Source organism: Cognatishimia sp. SS12, from assembly GCF_028369055.1.
Lineage (GTDB): Bacteria > Pseudomonadota > Alphaproteobacteria > Rhodobacterales > Rhodobacteraceae > Cognatishimia.
On sequence record NZ_JAQNCZ010000002.1, the window covers coordinates 343,146 to 358,845 of the forward strand.

Consider the following 15,700-nt stretch of genomic DNA (forward strand, 5'->3'; position numbering starts at 1 on the left):
CGGCGGGTCAGTCCGCTTCGCGCAAAATGGTGAGGAAGGCGTCAGAAAACCGTTCGGCCCGCTTGTCGCCGAGCAGCCGCCCAATGGCATCTGAGGTGGTGGGCCGCGCGGAGGCAACCTTGGCCAAGAGGCCGGCGGAACAGGACAGCGGTTTGTCGATCCCCTCCGGGCCGCGCGCCAATGTGGCCTGTGCTTCGAGCAGCCGATCATAGAGCGATCCGGCTTCGCGTCCCGCCAGTTTGCGGCGGCTGGGGTGCAGCTCTTCGGTCGCGCCGGTAATTACCGCGAGAAAGTCATTGCCATAGCGCTCTAGTTTTTTGGCACCAACGCCGCCGATCCGCGCCATAGCGTCCAGCGTGTCCGGGCGACGTTCGGCCATTTCGACCAGGGTGCGATCGTTGAAAATGATATAGGCGGGCACTCGGGCGGCTTCGGCCAAGGCGCGGCGCTTGGCCTTGAGCGCCGAGAGCAGCGGCGCATCTTCTTCGCTGACCATGGTTTTGACCGCAGGTTGCCGCGATGCCTTGCGCAGGCTGTCGCGGCGCAGCTCAATGCTGGCTTCGCCCTTGAGAATGGGCAGCGCATCGTCGGTCATGCGCAGCGCGCCATGGCGTTCTGCGTCCGGGCGGATCAGATCATGCCCCATCATCTGCCGGAAGACCGCCTGCCATTGGCGTTTGTCAAATTCGCGCCCCACGCCGAAGGTAGGCAAAGCATCATGGCCCTTTTCGCGCATCCGGTCGGTTTCATTGCCCAAGAGTATGTCAATCAGATGGCCGGTGCCAAACCACTCGCCAGTGCGCAGGATCGCCGAAAGCGCCTTGCGCACCGCTTCGGTGCCATCAAACACCTCGGCCGGGGCATCGCAAAGATCGCAATTGCCGCAACGCACATCGCTTTCGCCAAAATACGTCAGCAGCGTTGCGCGCCGACAGCGGAGCGCCTCGGCCAGACCAAGCAGGGAATTGAGCCGCGCGTGATCTGCTGCGCGCATCTCGGGCGGGGCAAGCCCCTCGTCAATTTGCGACCGGCGCAGGCGGATGTCATCGGCCCCAAACAGCGTCAAGGTTTCGGCGGCATCGCCATCACGGCCCGCGCGGCCAATTTCCTGATAATAGGCCTCGATGGATTTGGGCAGATCCGCATGGGCGACCCAGCGGATGTCGGGTTTGTCGATGCCCATGCCAAAGGCCACGGTGGCCACGACAATCAGCCCATCTTCGCGCTGAAACCGCGTTTCGGTGATCCGGCGGTCTTCGGCCTCCATGCCGCCGTGATAATGCAGCGCCAGATGCCCTTCATCCTTCAGCGCCTTGGCCAAGGTTTCGGTTTTGGCGCGTGTACCGCAATAGACGATGCCTGACTGCCCCTTGCGCGCGGCGGCAAATTCCAAGATCTGGCGGCGCGGGTTGTCTTTGGCCGCAAAGGCCAAATGAATATTGGGCCGATCAAACCCATGCAGAAAGGTTGCGGGCGCTTCGCCGTCAAACAGGCGGCGGATGATCTCTTCGCGGGTCTCGGCATCGGCAGTTGCGGTAAAGGCCGCCAGCGGCACATCAAGTGCGCGGCGCAATTCGCCGATACGCAGGTAATCGGGGCGGAAATCATGGCCCCATTGGCTGACGCAATGCGCTTCGTCCACCGCAATCAGCGACACGCCAATGCGCCGCAACATGCCAAGCGCAGCGCCCGCGGCCAGACGTTCCGGCGCGATGTAGAGTAGTTTGAGCCGCCCAGCATCCAGCGCGTCCCAGACCGCGGCAGTTTCTTCTTCGGTGTTGCCCGAGGTGAGCGCCCCGGCCTCAACCCCGGCTTCGCGCAGGGCGCGCACCTGATCGCGCATCAATGCAATCAGCGGAGAGATGACAACGGTCACGCCATCGCGGATCAGAGCGGGAAGTTGAAAACACAGCGATTTGCCGCCGCCGGTGGGCATGATTGCCAGAACATTCTGGCCCTGACTGACGGCGGTCACAATCTCTTCCTGGCCGGGACGGAACGCATCAAACCCAAAGATATCGCGCAACAGCGTGGCGGCCGCCATGAAAAGTCCTGCAAATGTTTCTTGATACTGCTTCTTGCAGAGACTGAATCACATCAGAGTCAGCGACACAAGTGGTGGTGCCAACTGTTGTCAGCCAGACCCCTTAAAGAAGAATGGCGGGCAAAATGTAATCACGCAGCGAAATCACGATGATAAAGGCCACCAGCGGCGCAAGATCAAGCGGGTGCGTGTTGGGCAGAATATTGCGCAGCGGCCGGTAAATCGGCTCAAGCAGGCGGTTCAAACCATACCAAACCTGCGCCACGAACTGCTGACCCAGATTGAGGACGTTAAAGTTGATCAGCCAGCTCATGATGATGTGGACGATCATGATAAAAAACACGGCATCCAAAATCAGCCGCAGCGGCCCGTAAATCGCCATCATAGGTCGATGTCCTCTTTGTTGTTGCTGACAGAATTAAGCCGCCGCGCGCAAAAGGGCAAGAGTGCCGCGAGGTCGTTGTTGACCTTTGCTGCGGGGGGCGGAATGCATCGGGCAAGGAGAGTTTCGATGTACCCATTAATCCGTTTGATCACCACCGCTCTTCAGGCAAAACGCCAACCAGCCTTGGCGATGTTTGACACGCTGACCACCAGCCATCGCTGCATGCCCTGGGATATTGATCCTTGGGGGGAGCTGAACAATGGCCGCACGCTGACATTCTATGACCTTGGGCGCGTCAGTCTTGGGTTTCGCAGCGGCCTGACGAAGATCATGCGCGCGAACCGCTGGGGGCTAACGATTGCGGGCAGCGTCGTGCGCTATCGGCGGCGTTTACTAATCATGGAGAAATTCACCATGCAAACGCGCGCGATCGGTTGGGATGACAAGTTTCTGTACATGGAACAATCGCTTTGGAAAAAATCGGGCGAGTGCGCCAATCATGCGGTGTTCCGCGTGGCCATCGTCAGCGAAGCTGGCATGGTCGCCCCGGCAAAAGTTGCCGCCGAGATGGGGCATGTCGGTCCGTCGCCGGTGCTTGACGAGTGGGTGACAAAATGGATTGACGCCGAAAGCGCGCGTCCCTGGCCGCCTATGCAGGATTGCCATGCCGCGGCACAACCACAGGCAGCAGCCGAGTAAACAGTTGCCATTGACGATGTTTGATGCGAACCCCTTTTTCAAAGGGGAACGTCATGACACAGCATTCTGCACGCCGCCGCATCTGGGGCTGGTTCTTTTTTGATTGGGCCAGCCAACCCTATACCACTCTGCTGCTGACATTTATCTTTGCACCCTATTTCAAAGAACTCATGGGCAGCGGTGCTGAGGCGCAGGCCTTGTGGGGCATGGGCATAGGCGCTGCGGGCATCGTCATCGCCATTTGCGCGCCAGTTCTGGGGGCGGCAGCGGACAGCTCGGGCAACCGCCTGCGCTGGATCTGGCTGTTTTCAGTGCTGTATGTGATTGGGTCCTTTGGCCTCTGGTGGGCCGCGCCGGGCAATTTTGATCCGGTTCTGACGCTTGTTGTCTTTGCGATTGGCCTATTCGGCATGGAGTTCGCCACCATCTTCACCAATTCAATGCTGCCAGACCTGGGCACCAAGGACGAGATCGGGCGTATTTCCGGCAACGGCTGGGCCTTTGGGTACCTCGGCGGGCTGATTGCTCTGGTCATTGTTCTCACGCTGTTTGCGGAAAATGCCGAGACCGGCAAAACACTGTTGGGACGTGACCCGGCCCTGGGCCTGGAGGCCGCAGCGCGCGAAGGCACCCGCGCGGTGGGTCCTTTGGTGGCGATCTGGTACGTGATATTCATGGTGCCGTTTTTTCTGTGGGTCAAAGACCCCAAAACCGCGCCGGCCCCGAAAGGCGCGGTCAGATCCGCCTTGCGCCAGGTCGTGCATACGGTGCGCAACCTGCCGCAAGCCCCGTCACGTTTTGCCTATCTTGGCAGCTCGATGCTTTATCGCGATGGGCTGAACGGGATTTATGCCTTTGGCGGTATCTACGCCGCTGGTGTCTTGGACTGGAGCGTCCCGGATATCGGTGCCTTTGCCATTTTGGCCATCGTGTCGGGCGCGATTTTTGCGGTTGTCGGCGGTCGGCTGGATGCGCGTTTTGGTCCGCGCCCGGTGATCGTGACCTGCATTTGCCTGCTGACGCTTGTGGCTGTGGCCATTATGTTCATCAGTCGCGAGACGGTGTTCGGTATGCCGCAGGCGCCCGAGTCCAAACTGCCGGATCTGATATTCTACGGTCTGGGCGCGGTCATTGGTGCCGCCGGCGGCGCGCTGCAATCGGCGAGCCGCACGATGATGGTGCGCCAAGCCGATCCCGCCCATATGACCGAAGCCTTTGGGCTCTATGCACTCGCGGGTAAAGCCACCGGCTTTGTTGCGCCCTTGACGATCGGCCTTGCGACCCAGATCAGCGGAAGTCAGCAGATCGGCATCACGCCTTTGATTGCGCTCTTTCTTTGCGGTCTGGTTCTGCTACGCTGGGTGAAAGCAGAAGGGGATAGAGCAGCATGAGGCGACTTCTTCTCATGATCACCGCGGCCTGCGGGCTGGCGGCCTGTCAAACCGAACCGGAAAATGCGCGCGTTTCCTCGCGGCAGGAAATTCCGCCTGAAATGCAGGGCGTCGAGGCCCGGCAACTGTTTGGCGCAAAAACCAGCGCGTCTGTGCAATCGGCGGCCCCCTATGGCAGCTATGCCAAAGGCTGCATCGCCGGCGGCGCGATGTTGCCTGAAACCGGCCCGACCTGGCAAGCGATGCGCCTGTCGCGCAATCGCAACTGGGGGCATCCAGAAACCATAGATTTTATTCGCAGCCTGTCCGCCAAGGCCGCAGCGCAGCCCGGCTGGGCGGGGCTTTATATCGGCGACATCAGTCAGCCTCGCGGCGGCCCAATGCTCAGCGGTCACCGCAGCCACCAGATCGGCATGGATATTGATGTCTGGATGCTACCGCCCAAGCGGCTTGATCTAACGGTGGCGGAACGCGAAAGCCTCAGCTCGATTTCTACACGCCGCGCCAATGGGGCCTATGTGAATGGCAATTGGACACGCCAGCACCATGAGATCCTCAAGGCTGCGGCGCAGGATCCGCGCACTGCGCGCATTTTTGTGTTCCCCGGTGCCAAGGTGCAGATGTGCAAGGACGAAACCGGCGATCGCAGCTGGCTGCGCAAGGTGCGCCCGTGGTGGGGACACCATTACCATTTTCATGTGCGCCTGAACTGTCCTGATGGCGCGGCGGGCTGCGTGAACCAAGCGCCGCCCCCGGCCGGGGATGGCTGCAAGGATGCGGATGTCTGGGTGAACAATATCCTCAATCCGCCCCCGCCCGATCCAAATGCACCGCCCCCAAAACCACGAAAAGAACTGACAGTTGCGGATCTTCCCAATCAATGCGTAAACGTCTTGCAATCGCGCTGAGCGCAGCCCTTCTCTTGGGCTGGCAAGTGCGCGCAACACCTGACGGTGCGGCGCAATTTGTGTCGTCCACCAAATGGCATCACAACGCCGACTGGTTCGGCGGCTTTTCGGGCATCGAATTGTCCGATGATGGTACGGGATTTGTTGCCATTTCTGATCGTGGCCGCATTGTCGAAGGCACGCTGACGCGGGATGCCGGGCGTATTGCGCGCGTCGCGCTGACCAAAGACAGCCCGATCTATGGGCTGCAAGGCGAAGTGCAGTCGCGGCATCAGCGCGACACCGAAGGGCTGGCCATTCGCAAGGACGGGCGGCTTTATGTGTCCTTTGAGGGCGCGCATCGGGTCTGGGCCTATATGCAGTTCGGCGCCCAGGCCGCTGGCATAGAGCGGCACGAAGATTTCAAGCGGATGCGCAACAACGGCTCGCTTGAGGCCTTGGCGGTCGATGACCGCAATCGGCTTTATACCATGCCCGAGGATCCCAAGGACAAGGATGTAATTCCGGTCTATCGCTATGATCGCGGGACCTGGAGCGTCCCCTTCCACCTGCCACGCCGCGAAGGGTATCTGCCGGTCGGCGCGGATTTTGGCCCGGATGGTAAACTGTACCTGTTGGAACGCGATTTTCGCGGCTTTGGCTTTCGCACACAGGTGCGCCGTTTTGACATTTCCGGCGACACGGTGACGGGCGAAGTGATGCTCTTGCGGACTGCGACGGGGCGGCATGACAACCTCGAAGGGCTCGCCGTTTGGCAGGATGCAGCGGGGCAGCTGCGGTTGACCATGATCTCGGATGACAATTTCCTGTTCTACCAACGGACAGAGATCGTCGAATACGTTTTGCCCGCAAAACTTGATCAGGTGGGATCCTAGCAGTATAGGGGGCCGTCCTGCCGCGCGGGTAGGGCCGAGTCGCCGCCACCTTGTAAAACGGTTCCAACAATGAAAACGATCTATCTTCCGGGCATTCTTGCCATGGCCGCTATTGTGGTGGCCTCAAATATCCTCGTGCAATTTCTCTATGGGGACTGGCTCACCTACGGGGCCTTCACCTATCCATTTGCATTTCTTGTCACTGACCTGATGAACCGCATCTATGGCGTCGCCGCTGCGCGCCGCGTCGTGTTTGCCGGTTTCGTCGTCGGCGTGATCTGCTCGCTGATTGGGACGCAGATTCAGGGCGATTTTGGCCCGCTGGTCACACTGCGCATTGCGCTTGGGTCCGGCATTGCCTTCCTCACGGCGCAGTTGCTCGACGTTGCCATTTTTGATCGGCTGCGCGCCGGTGCATGGTGGCGCGCGCCCTTGGCCTCCACTCTGGTGGGGTCCAGCATCGACACTGCCTTATTTTTCAGCATCGCCTTTTCCGGCACGCTGCGCTTTCTTGAGCCGGGCAATGATGTCAGCTGGGCCGGGGACGCCGTACCCCTTATTGGTATGGGCCCGGAGGCCCCTCTATGGGTGTCATTGGCCTTCGCTGACTGGCTGGTCAAACTGTCGCTTGCGGTACTGGCACTTGTGCCTTTCCGCATCATCATGGGGTCGGTTATCAAGACCACCACATGATTTTGTTTTGACATCTAGAAAATCTGTGGCAACCTACTCATACGCAAATTAGCTTGAAAGGAGGTGCCCATTGTCTAGAGAAGTAATGGAGAACGGTGTCGGAACAGTTCTGAGGGACGGTACCTAGGGCAGCCCCTGGTGTGCAAGAACTTTGAATTGGTTGCTGCCTAACCGGCGCACCTCCCAACATCTCGAAGGGCTGTTCCCGCGTAGGAACAGCCCTTTTCGTTTCAACTAATGTCACTACATTTGCTGTCATGCTTGTCATCAACGAACAGATCACCATTGAGGATTGGGAACTGACCGAACAGTTCATGCGCGCCTCGGGGCCGGGCGGGCAGAATGTGAACAAGGTTGCAACGGCGGTTGAGTTGCGATTTGAAGCCGACCGCTCGCCCAATCTGCCGGGACCCGTCAAAGCGCGCCTGCGCCGCTTGGCCGGGCGCCGCTGGACCAAAGATGGCGCGATTGTTATTCAATGCGATGAAACCCGCAGTCAGGCGCGCAACCGCGACATTGCGCGGGATCGCCTGGCGGAGCTGATCCAGAAAGCCCTGGTCAAACCCAAACGCCGGATCGCCACCAAACCAACCTATGGCAGCCAGCAGCGGCGGCTCAAGGCGAAAAAGGTGCGGGGGCAGGTCAAAACCCTGCGCGGCCGAGTTGAGGACGACTGAGCGCGTTAGCGCATGCGAATGACATCCTTGTCGATGCCCAAAACATAGCCGCGCCGGGCGATGTTTTTGACCAGCAGCTCACTGACCAGTTGATTGCCCAGACTGTCGCGCAGCCGTTTGATACGGGTTGCGCCGGCGGCTTCTTCGCAATCGGCGGCCGGTTTGCCGGAAATCATCGCCTCAATCTCGATCCCGGACAGCACGTCATCATCCATCCGCGCCTCAGCCAGGACCGACAAGGTTTCCAGCGCGGCATCGGTCAGCTTAAAGCCCATATCATTCAGGTAGACTTTCTTTTCCTCACGGCTGATCAGAAGCGAGTTGACCTGTATGCCCGCGCGCTCGATCTGCGCCATGCGCCGGTTCATCGCGACAAGCATCACCAAAAAGACCAGTGCCGCCACCATCATGCCGGTGGCAAAGATCAGCAGCACGAAGATCACCATGCGATAGCTGGCAAGGATCTCGGCAAAGGCGGTGCCGGACTGGGCAAGAATTTCTAGCAGCTTGAGGTCGGCCTGCCGGGTCAGATCATCGTTTTCGACAAACAATCGCTCCACCCGCGCATTAAAGGCGTTGGCGTCAGGCAGCGCGAAGAGCAGCAGAATGCCGGCCCCAATCAGCACAGCCACAATTGCGATGACGCCTAGCGTCACCACGCGGCTGCCGATCTGACGCGCTTCAATAGCGGAGGTAGAATTGTCCTGCATCGGCTTTCCTTGAGTCCAAACCGGATGCGTCAAACACTGACAGAACATTCAACAAAACCCAACCGTCTGGTGCAAGGCGGGGGGACAACTCTTGTTGCGCCTGACTTGCCGTGCAACTGCCACTGATTTCAGCGACACCATAATGCAGCCGCAGCGGGTCATTCTGCTTGGCTTTGTAATCAGCAAAACAATCCTCTGCCAAAGCACCGCTGGCGAAGGTGACGGCTGCGATGCAGGCGAGGGCTGGAAGGATTCGGATCAATGCATGTGTCATACGCTCACTTTGCGGTGAGGGGCCGCGTTATTCAATAACTTCAGCGTTTTGCAGCTCTGTTATCCGATAGCAGCGCACCGATATTGCCTGTCTTGCGTCGTGCCAGCCAGGCTTGGGCATCCCCTTTGTGCCACCCGGTGGCGCTGTACCCAAGTTGAAAGGTTTTATGATGTCGCGCAAGTTTATCACATCCATTCTGATCGCCGCTGTCACCGTGACAGGGATTTCATTGTCCGCCGCTCCGGCACGGGCCGGAAACGACGATCTGGCAAAACTTCTGTTTGGCGCGACCGCGCTGATCATTATTGGCAAAGCCGTCAGCAACAACCGTGCCGAAGCCTCAACCCGCAACGCGCCGATCTATGTGAACCCGCGCGATGAGCGTTGGCGCCGCGATGGGCAGCACCGCGCGGATCAAAACCGTGATCAACGTCACCGCAATCGCGCCCTGCCAGCATCCTGCCTGCGCACCTATCACACCCGCGATGGCCGTGTGCGCATGATGAGCAAATACTGTCTGGACCGCAGCTATCGCCATGCTGACCGCCTGCCGCAGGCCTGTAAAACGCGGGTGCGCACCGAAAATGGTCCGCGCCGGGGCTATCAGCTGCGCTGCCTGCGCCACAACGGATATCGCCTCGCATCCAATTGAGGTCGAGCAGGGGGCAACGGCATGTCCCCCGCCGCCCCCGGGAAACCGGTGCCAGACCCCTGGCGCCGGTTTTTTCTTGCGCTTTGCGCTGCCGTAGGCTTTGCCATGCGGTATGACTTTACCAGATTTCGATCTTGAGACAGCGGCCATGGCTGGCGGGGCAAGCCGCGTATGCGGCGTGGACGAGGTGGGGCGCGGCCCCTTGTGCGGGCCGGTGGTTGCCGCCGCCGTGATCCTGGATCCGGCGCGCATTCCCGAGGGGCTGAATGATTCCAAAAAGCTGACGGCAAAACGGCGCGAGGCGCTGTATGCGCAAATTCTGGATATGGCCATTGTCGGTGTCGGCGAGGCGACGGTTGCCGAGATTGACGAGATCAACATCCTGCAGGCCAGCCATCTGGCCATGATCCGCGCGATTGAGAATCTGGCGGTGGTGCCGGATTTTGCGCTGGTGGATGGCAAACATCTGCCCAAGGCGCTGACGCTTCCGGCTGATCCGGTGATCAAAGGCGATGCGACCTCTGTCTCCATCGCGGCGGCGTCGATTGTTGCCAAAACCTGGCGTGATCGGATGATGGCGACATTGGCGCAACAGTTTCCGGGATATGGCTGGGAAAGAAATCAGGGATACCCCACCAAAGAGCACCTGCAATCTATCCACAGGCTGGGGATAACACCACATCATAGGCGTTCCTTTAAGCCGATACACAACATCTTGTATCAAGCTAAAAACCTAACTTCTTGATTCAAAAAGAAATTGACGCGGAATCCGCTTTAGTTGATCCTGTGGATAACCATAGAGCACAAAAGTGCCGGTTATCTAAGAGCGCACAAGCGCCGGACATACTGAGGCAGTAAAATGACGAATAAAGCTAAGAAAAAGGGCTCGACAGAGCTCCCTTTGAACTCGATCCTCGCCGGGGACTGTATCGATGTGATGAACAGTCTACCCGCAGAGTCGGTCGACCTGATTTTCGCCGATCCCCCCTATAACCTTCAGCTCAAGGGTGATTTGCACCGCCCGGACAATTCCAAAGTGGACGCGGTTGATGACGAGTGGGATCAGTTTTCGTCCTTCGCGGCCTATGACGCATTCACCCGCGACTGGCTGAAGGCGGCGCGCCGCCTGCTGAAGCCCAATGGCGCGATCTGGGTGATCGGCAGCTATCACAATGTCTTCCGCATGGGGGCCGAGCTGCAGAACCAAGGGTTCTGGATCCTCAATGATGTGGTTTGGCGCAAATCGAACCCGATGCCGAATTTCCGGGGCAAACGCTTTACCAATGCGCATGAAACCATGATCTGGGCCTCGAAATCTGAAGGTGGCAAATACACGTTCAATTACGAAGCGCTGAAGGCATTGAACGAAGGTGTGCAGATGCGCAGCGATTGGGTGCTGCCGATCTGTACAGGTCACGAGCGCCTGAAAAACGAAGACGGTGCCAAGGCGCACCCAACGCAGAAACCAGAATCTCTGCTGCACCGCGTGCTGGTCGGCTCCACCAACCCGGGTGACGTCGTGCTGGACCCCTTCTTTGGCACCGGCACCACCGGCGCAGTTGCAAAGATGCTAGGCCGCGAATTCATCGGCATTGAGCGCGAAGAGGCATACCGCGAGGTCGCTGAAAAGCGCATTGCTTCGGTTAAGAAATATGATCGCGAGGCGCTGGAAGTTTCCACTTCGAAACGGGCGCAACCGCGTGTCCCTTTCGGGCAACTTGTCGAGCGCGGCATGCTGCGTCCTGGCGAAGAACTCTATTCGATGAACGGGCGCTACAAGGCCAAGGTCCGGGCCGACGGCACTTTGGTCGGCAAAGATGTCAAAGGCTCGATCCATCAGGTTGGCGCCGCCTATGAGGGCGCACCGAGCTGCAATGGCTGGACCTATTGGACATACAAAAAGGAAGGCAAGAAGGTGCCGATTGACCTTCTGCGCCAGGAAATCCGGGCTGAAATGGAAACGCGACCCAACTGACACTCAGTTTCACAAGGACACCCTAGGGGCGGCGCGCCGCGCCCCCCCCCGAACAGAGGTACCGCCGGTGCCTGTGGACTGACGACACATGCACCATGACTTGCCCCGCCTTTGGCGGGGCTTTTTTTCGACGGAAGACGGTGCTAGCCCCGTATCAGTTTCTAACACTACCCAAATTTTGAGGACGAAAATGACACGCAAATCCTTTTCAAAACCACTTGGCTTTGTTCTTGCCGGCGGGCTGGCCTGCGCAGCGCTGAGTGCTGCGGCCGAAGACATCACCGCCGAGATCTGGGTCGACAATTGGTTTGCCCTGCATGTGAATGGCGAAAAGGTCGGGGAAGATTCCGTGGCCTATAAAACCGAGCGGTCGTTTAACGCGGAAACTCTGCGGTTTCAGGCTGCCTTGCCGATGACCGTGGCCGTAGAGCTGCGCGATTTCATGGAGAATGATACTGGTCTGGAATATATTGGCAGCCGCAAGCAACAGATGGGCGATGGCGGTGCGATCCTGCAGTTTTCGGCCAATGGCAAGGTGATCGGGGCGTCGTCTGCCGATTGGAAATGCGAGGTGATCCACCACGCACCGGTGCAGTCCGCCTGCGCGAAATCCAGCAATCCGCAGATCGGCGTCGGGGCCTGCGCGGGCACCATCAGCGCGGCGCCCGCTGGCTGGACGGAACCCGGCTTTGACGATAGCGGCTGGGCCAATGCGATCGAGCAAAGCGAACAGGCGGTGCGCCCCAAAGATGGCTATGACCGTATTTCATGGGATGACGCAGCGCATCTGATCTGGAGCGCGGATCTGGAGCGCGACAATATCGTGCTTTGCCGTGCGACAATTGGCAATTGATCTGCTCAGCCCGCGTTAACGCGGCATCGGAGTGCGCGCTTTGTTGTAGGGTTTCCAATCCGTGATTTGCGGATAATTGGCCTTGCGCCAGGCGCGCACTTTCGGGTTCATGATCCGCCGCCAGAGCGGGGGCACCATCGCCGCCATAGTCATGATCGGATAGCCATAGGGCATCTGCGGGGCTTCTTCCGCGCGATAGGTTTGCAAGAGCGGGAAGCGCCGATCTGGTTTGTAATGATGATCAGAATGGCGTTGCAGGTTGATCAGCAACCAATTGGTGGCGCGATGGGCGGCGTTCCAGCTGTGGCGCGGTTTGACATGTTCATAGCGCCCGTCCCCCAGATGTTCGCGGGTCAGGCCATAGTGCTCCACATAATTGACGAGTTCCAACTGCCAGATGGCAATCCATGCCTGCCAGAAGAACAGCGCAAGCCCGAGCCAGCCACCAAGCAGCAGCGCCAGCAGCAACATGGCCAGCTGCAGCGCCCAATAGCGGAAAAACGGATTTTTCAGGTCGTGCCAAGGGCGGTCCTTTCGGGCGAGCATGGCTTTCTCGGCGCGAAACGCGCTCAGCAGCGATTGACGCAGTACACGCGGAAAGAACCTGTGAAACCCTTCGTTATAGCGTGCTGTCACCGGATCGCGCGGCGTGCCGACATAGCGATGATGCACCAACAGATGCTCGCTGCGGAAATGGGAATAAAGCACCATTGCCAGCAGACCATCGCCTAGCCAGCGTTCCAGCCGGTTGCGCTGATGCATCAGCTCATGGCTGAAATTGATGCCGATCGTGCCCGTGACCACCCCCAGCCCAAAAAAGAGCCCGATGCGCTCTGCCGCACCAAGGTGCGGCGCATCCACGGTATAGGCGATCAATCCGAACACCGTCAGGAATTGCAAAGGCACCCAGACCAAAGTGACGCCGCGATACCAGAAAAGCGCGGTGTCAGGCGTCTCAGGGTCGAGGTTTTCCTGGTTTAACCCGGTCAGAGAATCCAGCAGAGAAAAGAGATACCAAGTCGCAAGTGGGACGCTGATGACCCACCAACCGCCCTGCACCGCGCTGACCCAGATCAGCGGGATCAGCAGCAGCGGCAGCCAGAATGGCAGCGCTTTCCATGTGCTGGGCTGTGCTTTCACCTGCTGCATGCCTGCTCCGGTCTGTTTGTGACGCTTTGGGTGCATCATGCGCCCAGCAAGAAGAAGGATCAATGCAGCGATTAGGCTTTCGTGAGGTCAAAGGCCTTGCGCATCACGGTCGGCAGATCGGACGGGTCGAACTCTGCGGCAGGCACAAAGCTTCCTTGCGCCGGCGTGCGGTCCATCGGCACCAGTGCGGTCAGCACCTTCAGGCGCAGATGGAAATGCGTGAAGGTATGCCGGGCCTCGGCATTCAAGGTTTTCCATTCTGCCTTGATCGGGGCCTCTGAGGCGGGGGTTTCCCCCTCGGCCCAATCGGTACCGGGCCAGCCCAGCATGCCGCCCAAAAGCCCGCTGTCCGGGCGCCGCTCCAGCAGATAGGCCCCATCGACACGCTGGGCGAGATAGACAGAGCCAAAGCGAATGGGCTTGGGTTTTTTGGGGGTCTTTTTCGGCAGCTCGGCGGCGGTGCCTGTTTGTCGCGCCAGGCAGGGTGCGCGCCAGGGACACAGCCCGCAAGCCGGGTTCTTGGGGGTGCAGATCGTCGCGCCAAGATCCATGACAGCCTGCGCATAATCTCCGGGTCTGTCGTGTGGTGTGAGCGTTGCTGCAAGGGCGGTCAGTTCAGGCTTGGCGGCAGGGAGTGGCGTATGGATGTCAAAGAGCCGTGACATCACCCGTTCTACATTGCCGTCCACCACGGTTTCCGGGTGATCAAAGGCGATGGAACTGAGGGCAGCGGCGGTATAGGGGCCAACACCCGGCAGGCGAAGCAACGCCGCGTGATCATTGGGGAATTTCCCCTCATAGTCCTGCACAATCATGCGGGCGCATTTCAAAAGGTTGCGCGCACGGGCGTAATACCCCAGCCCCGCCCAGGCGGCCATGACATCGGCATCTTTGGCAGCCGCCAGGTCCGCGACCGTGGGCCAACGCTGCGTGAAATCAAGAAAATAGGCGCGCACCGCCGCGACCGTGGTTTGCTGCAACATGATTTCCGAAAGCCAGACACGATAGGGATCTGGCACCACCCCTATGGCGCGGTCCGTCGGGCTGACGCGCCACGGCATTTTGCGGGCGTTGTGGTCGTACCATTCAAGCAGATCGGCGGCTTTTGGCTGGTCACACAACTGTTATATCCCCATCGGTGGACGGCATTGGCCTATGCCTTAACTCTGTTTATGATAGGCTGGAATTTATGGAAACAAGCCCTGATGCGCAGACCCTCCTACAAAGGCTTTCAACGCACGTCCACCCTGCTGCGTGATCGCATTCGCAAAGCGGGTGAAACCCGTGGGTTTGCCGTCACCCGGGTGCTGACCCATTGGGCTGAAATCGTCGGCCCGGATGTGGCCGCCATCTGTCTCCCGGTCGATGTGAAATACGGTCGCCAGGGCTTTGGCGCCACGCTGACGGTGCTGACCACCGGCGCGCAGGCCCCGATGCTGGAAATGCAGAAAGAGAAACTGCGTGAAAAGGTGAATGCCGCTTACGGGTATAACGCGATTGCGCGGATCCGTCTGACACAGACCGCGCCTGTCGGATTTTCCGAGGGGCAAGCCCGGTTTGCCGCAGCGCCCAAACCCGCGGCATCCCCGCCCGATCCGCAGGCAGTGAAAGAGGCGCAGCACATGGCGGCCCCGGTTCAGGACGAAGGGCTGCGACAAGCCCTTGAACTTCTGGCCACAAACGTTCTATCGAAGTCAAAAAACTGAGGAAGGTTTCAGGAATGAACCGCATTATCCCTATCGTCGTCGCCCTGGCGCTGGCCGTTGCCGGTGCCGTCTATTTCGTGACGCGCGATTCCGGCAACAGCGCCAATGCGCAGACCACGGTGGAAACACCGCAAGCCAATGATCTGGACACATCCGGCATCCCCGAGATGTTTTTGGGTGATGAAAACGCACCGATCACCATGATCGAATATGCGTCTTACACCTGCCCGCATTGCGCGAATTTCCACCAGACGGTCTATCCGCAGCTCAAGGCGGATTACATCGACACCGGCAAAGTGAAATTCGTCTATCGCGAGGTATACTTTGATCGCTATGGTCTTTGGGCGTCTCTGATTGCACGCTGCGGCGGTCAGGAACGTTTCTTTGGGATCTCTGATCTGCTGTACAAGAGCCAATCTGACTGGGCCCGTGCGGGTGATCCGGTCGCGATTGCTGATGCGATTCGCAAAGTTGGCCGTCTGGCTGGGTTGGGCGAAGAGCAACTGCAAAGCTGCATCCAAGACGAAGAACACGCCAAAGAACTGGTGGCATGGTATCAGAACAATGCCGCAGCCGATGATATCACCGGCACACCGTCTTTCGTGATCAATGGCACAAAATACAGCAACATGCCGTATGCCGACATGAAAGAAATTCTGGACGGCCAGCTGTAAGGCCTGGGTTTCAAAACGTGATTGAAAAGCGCCCG

General features: G+C 59.1%; 18 protein-coding genes. 12 read left to right on the forward strand and 6 right to left on the reverse strand.

The genetic code is table 11. The features are described 5' to 3' along the window. Positions 1-7: 7 nt before the first annotated feature. Positions 8-2,044 carry a DNA helicase RecQ gene (gene recQ, locus N6L24_RS06310; RefSeq protein WP_271843812.1) on the reverse strand — a complete coding sequence of 679 codons (2,037 nt, stop codon included), beginning with the start codon at positions 2,042-2,044 and terminating at the stop codon, positions 8-10. Between the two features lie 103 nt (positions 2,045-2,147). Next, positions 2,148-2,429 carry a YggT family protein gene (locus tag N6L24_RS06315; protein WP_271843813.1) on the reverse strand — a complete coding sequence of 94 codons (282 nt, stop codon included), beginning with the start codon at positions 2,427-2,429 and terminating at the stop codon, positions 2,148-2,150. Positions 2,430-2,555: 126 nt separating this feature from the next. Between N6L24_RS06315 and N6L24_RS06320 the strand changes: the two genes are divergently transcribed. From N6L24_RS06320 to arfB, 6 genes are all read left to right on the forward strand, one after another. Further along, entirely contained in the window at positions 2,556-3,128 is a 573-nt protein-coding gene (locus N6L24_RS06320) for an acyl-CoA thioesterase (protein ID WP_271843814.1), read from the forward strand. A 53-nt stretch (positions 3,129-3,181) separates the two neighbouring features. Then, a complete protein-coding gene (locus N6L24_RS06325; protein WP_271843815.1) occupies positions 3,182-4,519 on the forward strand; it encodes an MFS transporter in 1,338 nt (445 codons plus the stop codon). Next, a complete protein-coding gene (mepA, locus tag N6L24_RS06330) occupies positions 4,516-5,427 on the forward strand; it encodes a penicillin-insensitive murein endopeptidase (protein WP_271843816.1) in 912 nt (303 codons plus the stop codon). The genes N6L24_RS06325 and mepA overlap by 4 nt, the downstream gene beginning before the upstream one ends. After that, positions 5,400-6,302, forward strand: coding sequence for an esterase-like activity of phytase family protein (locus N6L24_RS06335; RefSeq protein ID WP_271843817.1), 903 nt, complete (start codon positions 5,400-5,402; stop codon positions 6,300-6,302). The genes mepA and N6L24_RS06335 overlap by 28 nt, the downstream gene beginning before the upstream one ends. 69 nt (positions 6,303-6,371) lie before the next feature. Then, complete coding sequence (locus tag N6L24_RS06340) at positions 6,372-6,995, forward strand: queuosine precursor transporter (protein WP_271843818.1); 624 nt, start codon at positions 6,372-6,374, stop codon at positions 6,993-6,995. 257 nt (positions 6,996-7,252) lie between these two features. Further along, entirely contained in the window at positions 7,253-7,672 is a 420-nt protein-coding gene (gene arfB, locus N6L24_RS06345) for an alternative ribosome rescue aminoacyl-tRNA hydrolase ArfB (protein WP_271843819.1), read from the forward strand. A gap of 5 nt (positions 7,673-7,677) precedes the next feature. Here arfB and N6L24_RS06350 read toward each other — a convergent pair whose 3' ends face one another. Beyond that, positions 7,678-8,382, reverse strand: coding sequence for a hypothetical protein (locus N6L24_RS06350; protein ID WP_271843820.1), 705 nt, complete (start codon positions 8,380-8,382; stop codon positions 7,678-7,680). Then, entirely contained in the window at positions 8,354-8,656 is a 303-nt protein-coding gene (locus N6L24_RS06355) for a hypothetical protein (RefSeq protein WP_271843821.1), read from the reverse strand. The genes N6L24_RS06350 and N6L24_RS06355 overlap by 29 nt, the downstream gene beginning before the upstream one ends. A 169-nt stretch (positions 8,657-8,825) precedes the next feature. Here N6L24_RS06355 and N6L24_RS06360 point away from each other — a divergent pair, with 169 nt between their 5' ends. The 4 genes from N6L24_RS06360 to N6L24_RS06375 all read left to right on the forward strand — a co-directional run bounded on the left by N6L24_RS06360 (position 8,826) and on the right by N6L24_RS06375 (position 12,136). Beyond that, a complete protein-coding gene (locus tag N6L24_RS06360) occupies positions 8,826-9,308 on the forward strand; it encodes a hypothetical protein (protein WP_271843822.1) in 483 nt (160 codons plus the stop codon). Between the two features lie 112 nt (positions 9,309-9,420). After that, complete coding sequence (locus tag N6L24_RS06365; RefSeq protein ID WP_271843823.1) at positions 9,421-10,053, forward strand: ribonuclease HII; 633 nt, start codon at positions 9,421-9,423, stop codon at positions 10,051-10,053. A 114-nt stretch (positions 10,054-10,167) separates the two neighbouring features. Then, entirely contained in the window at positions 10,168-11,283 is a 1,116-nt protein-coding gene (locus N6L24_RS06370) for a site-specific DNA-methyltransferase (RefSeq protein WP_271843824.1), read from the forward strand. A 190-nt stretch (positions 11,284-11,473) separates the two neighbouring features. Then, positions 11,474-12,136: a PEBP family protein gene (locus N6L24_RS06375; RefSeq protein ID WP_271843825.1), complete on the forward strand. Its 663-nt coding sequence runs from the start codon at positions 11,474-11,476 to the stop codon at positions 12,134-12,136. A gap of 15 nt (positions 12,137-12,151) precedes the next feature. Here N6L24_RS06375 and N6L24_RS06380 read toward each other — a convergent pair whose 3' ends face one another. Together N6L24_RS06380 and mutY are read right to left on the reverse strand one after the other, a co-directional pair. Then, complete coding sequence (locus N6L24_RS06380; RefSeq protein WP_271843826.1) at positions 12,152-13,285, reverse strand: alkane 1-monooxygenase; 1,134 nt, start codon at positions 13,283-13,285, stop codon at positions 12,152-12,154. A gap of 71 nt (positions 13,286-13,356) precedes the next feature. Next, a complete protein-coding gene (gene mutY, locus N6L24_RS06385) occupies positions 13,357-14,406 on the reverse strand; it encodes an A/G-specific adenine glycosylase (RefSeq protein WP_271843827.1) in 1,050 nt (349 codons plus the stop codon). A gap of 84 nt (positions 14,407-14,490) precedes the next feature. Here mutY and N6L24_RS06390 point away from each other — a divergent pair, with 84 nt between their 5' ends. Further along, complete coding sequence (locus N6L24_RS06390; protein WP_271843828.1) at positions 14,491-14,991, forward strand: DUF721 domain-containing protein; 501 nt, start codon at positions 14,491-14,493, stop codon at positions 14,989-14,991. Positions 14,992-15,005: 14 nt separating this feature from the next. After that, positions 15,006-15,665 carry a DsbA family protein gene (locus N6L24_RS06395; RefSeq protein ID WP_271843829.1) on the forward strand — a complete coding sequence of 220 codons (660 nt, stop codon included), beginning with the start codon at positions 15,006-15,008 and terminating at the stop codon, positions 15,663-15,665. Positions 15,666-15,700: the final 35 nt, after the last annotated feature.

What these genes read in the sequence shown, in the direction of transcription:
- N6L24_RS06355 (WP_271843821.1), bottom strand. Translation starts at nt 8,656, where the DNA reads ATGACACATGCATTGATCCGAATCCTTCCAGCCCTCGCCTGCATCGCA.
- N6L24_RS06395 (WP_271843829.1), top strand. Translation starts at nt 15,006, where the DNA reads ATGAACCGCATTATCCCTATCGTCGTCGCCCTGGCGCTGGCCGTTGCC.
- N6L24_RS06315 (WP_271843813.1), bottom strand. Translation starts at nt 2,429, where the DNA reads ATGATGGCGATTTACGGGCCGCTGCGGCTGATTTTGGATGCCGTGTTT.
- mepA (WP_271843816.1), top strand. Translation starts at nt 4,516, where the DNA reads ATGAGGCGACTTCTTCTCATGATCACCGCGGCCTGCGGGCTGGCGGCC.
- N6L24_RS06390 (WP_271843828.1), top strand. Translation starts at nt 14,491, where the DNA reads ATGCGCAGACCCTCCTACAAAGGCTTTCAACGCACGTCCACCCTGCTG.
- N6L24_RS06335 (WP_271843817.1), top strand. Translation starts at nt 5,400, where the DNA reads ATGCGTAAACGTCTTGCAATCGCGCTGAGCGCAGCCCTTCTCTTGGGC.
- arfB (WP_271843819.1), top strand. Translation starts at nt 7,253, where the DNA reads ATGCTTGTCATCAACGAACAGATCACCATTGAGGATTGGGAACTGACC.
- N6L24_RS06360 (WP_271843822.1), top strand. Translation starts at nt 8,826, where the DNA reads ATGTCGCGCAAGTTTATCACATCCATTCTGATCGCCGCTGTCACCGTG.
- recQ (WP_271843812.1), bottom strand. Translation starts at nt 2,044, where the DNA reads ATGGCGGCCGCCACGCTGTTGCGCGATATCTTTGGGTTTGATGCGTTC.
- N6L24_RS06380 (WP_271843826.1), bottom strand. Translation starts at nt 13,285, where the DNA reads ATGCAGCAGGTGAAAGCACAGCCCAGCACATGGAAAGCGCTGCCATTC.
- N6L24_RS06325 (WP_271843815.1), top strand. Translation starts at nt 3,182, where the DNA reads ATGACACAGCATTCTGCACGCCGCCGCATCTGGGGCTGGTTCTTTTTT.
- N6L24_RS06320 (WP_271843814.1), top strand. Translation starts at nt 2,556, where the DNA reads ATGTACCCATTAATCCGTTTGATCACCACCGCTCTTCAGGCAAAACGC.
- N6L24_RS06365 (WP_271843823.1), top strand. Translation starts at nt 9,421, where the DNA reads ATGACTTTACCAGATTTCGATCTTGAGACAGCGGCCATGGCTGGCGGG.
- N6L24_RS06350 (WP_271843820.1), bottom strand. Translation starts at nt 8,382, where the DNA reads ATGCAGGACAATTCTACCTCCGCTATTGAAGCGCGTCAGATCGGCAGC.
- N6L24_RS06375 (WP_271843825.1), top strand. Translation starts at nt 11,474, where the DNA reads ATGACACGCAAATCCTTTTCAAAACCACTTGGCTTTGTTCTTGCCGGC.
- N6L24_RS06370 (WP_271843824.1), top strand. Translation starts at nt 10,168, where the DNA reads ATGACGAATAAAGCTAAGAAAAAGGGCTCGACAGAGCTCCCTTTGAAC.
- N6L24_RS06340 (WP_271843818.1), top strand. Translation starts at nt 6,372, where the DNA reads ATGAAAACGATCTATCTTCCGGGCATTCTTGCCATGGCCGCTATTGTG.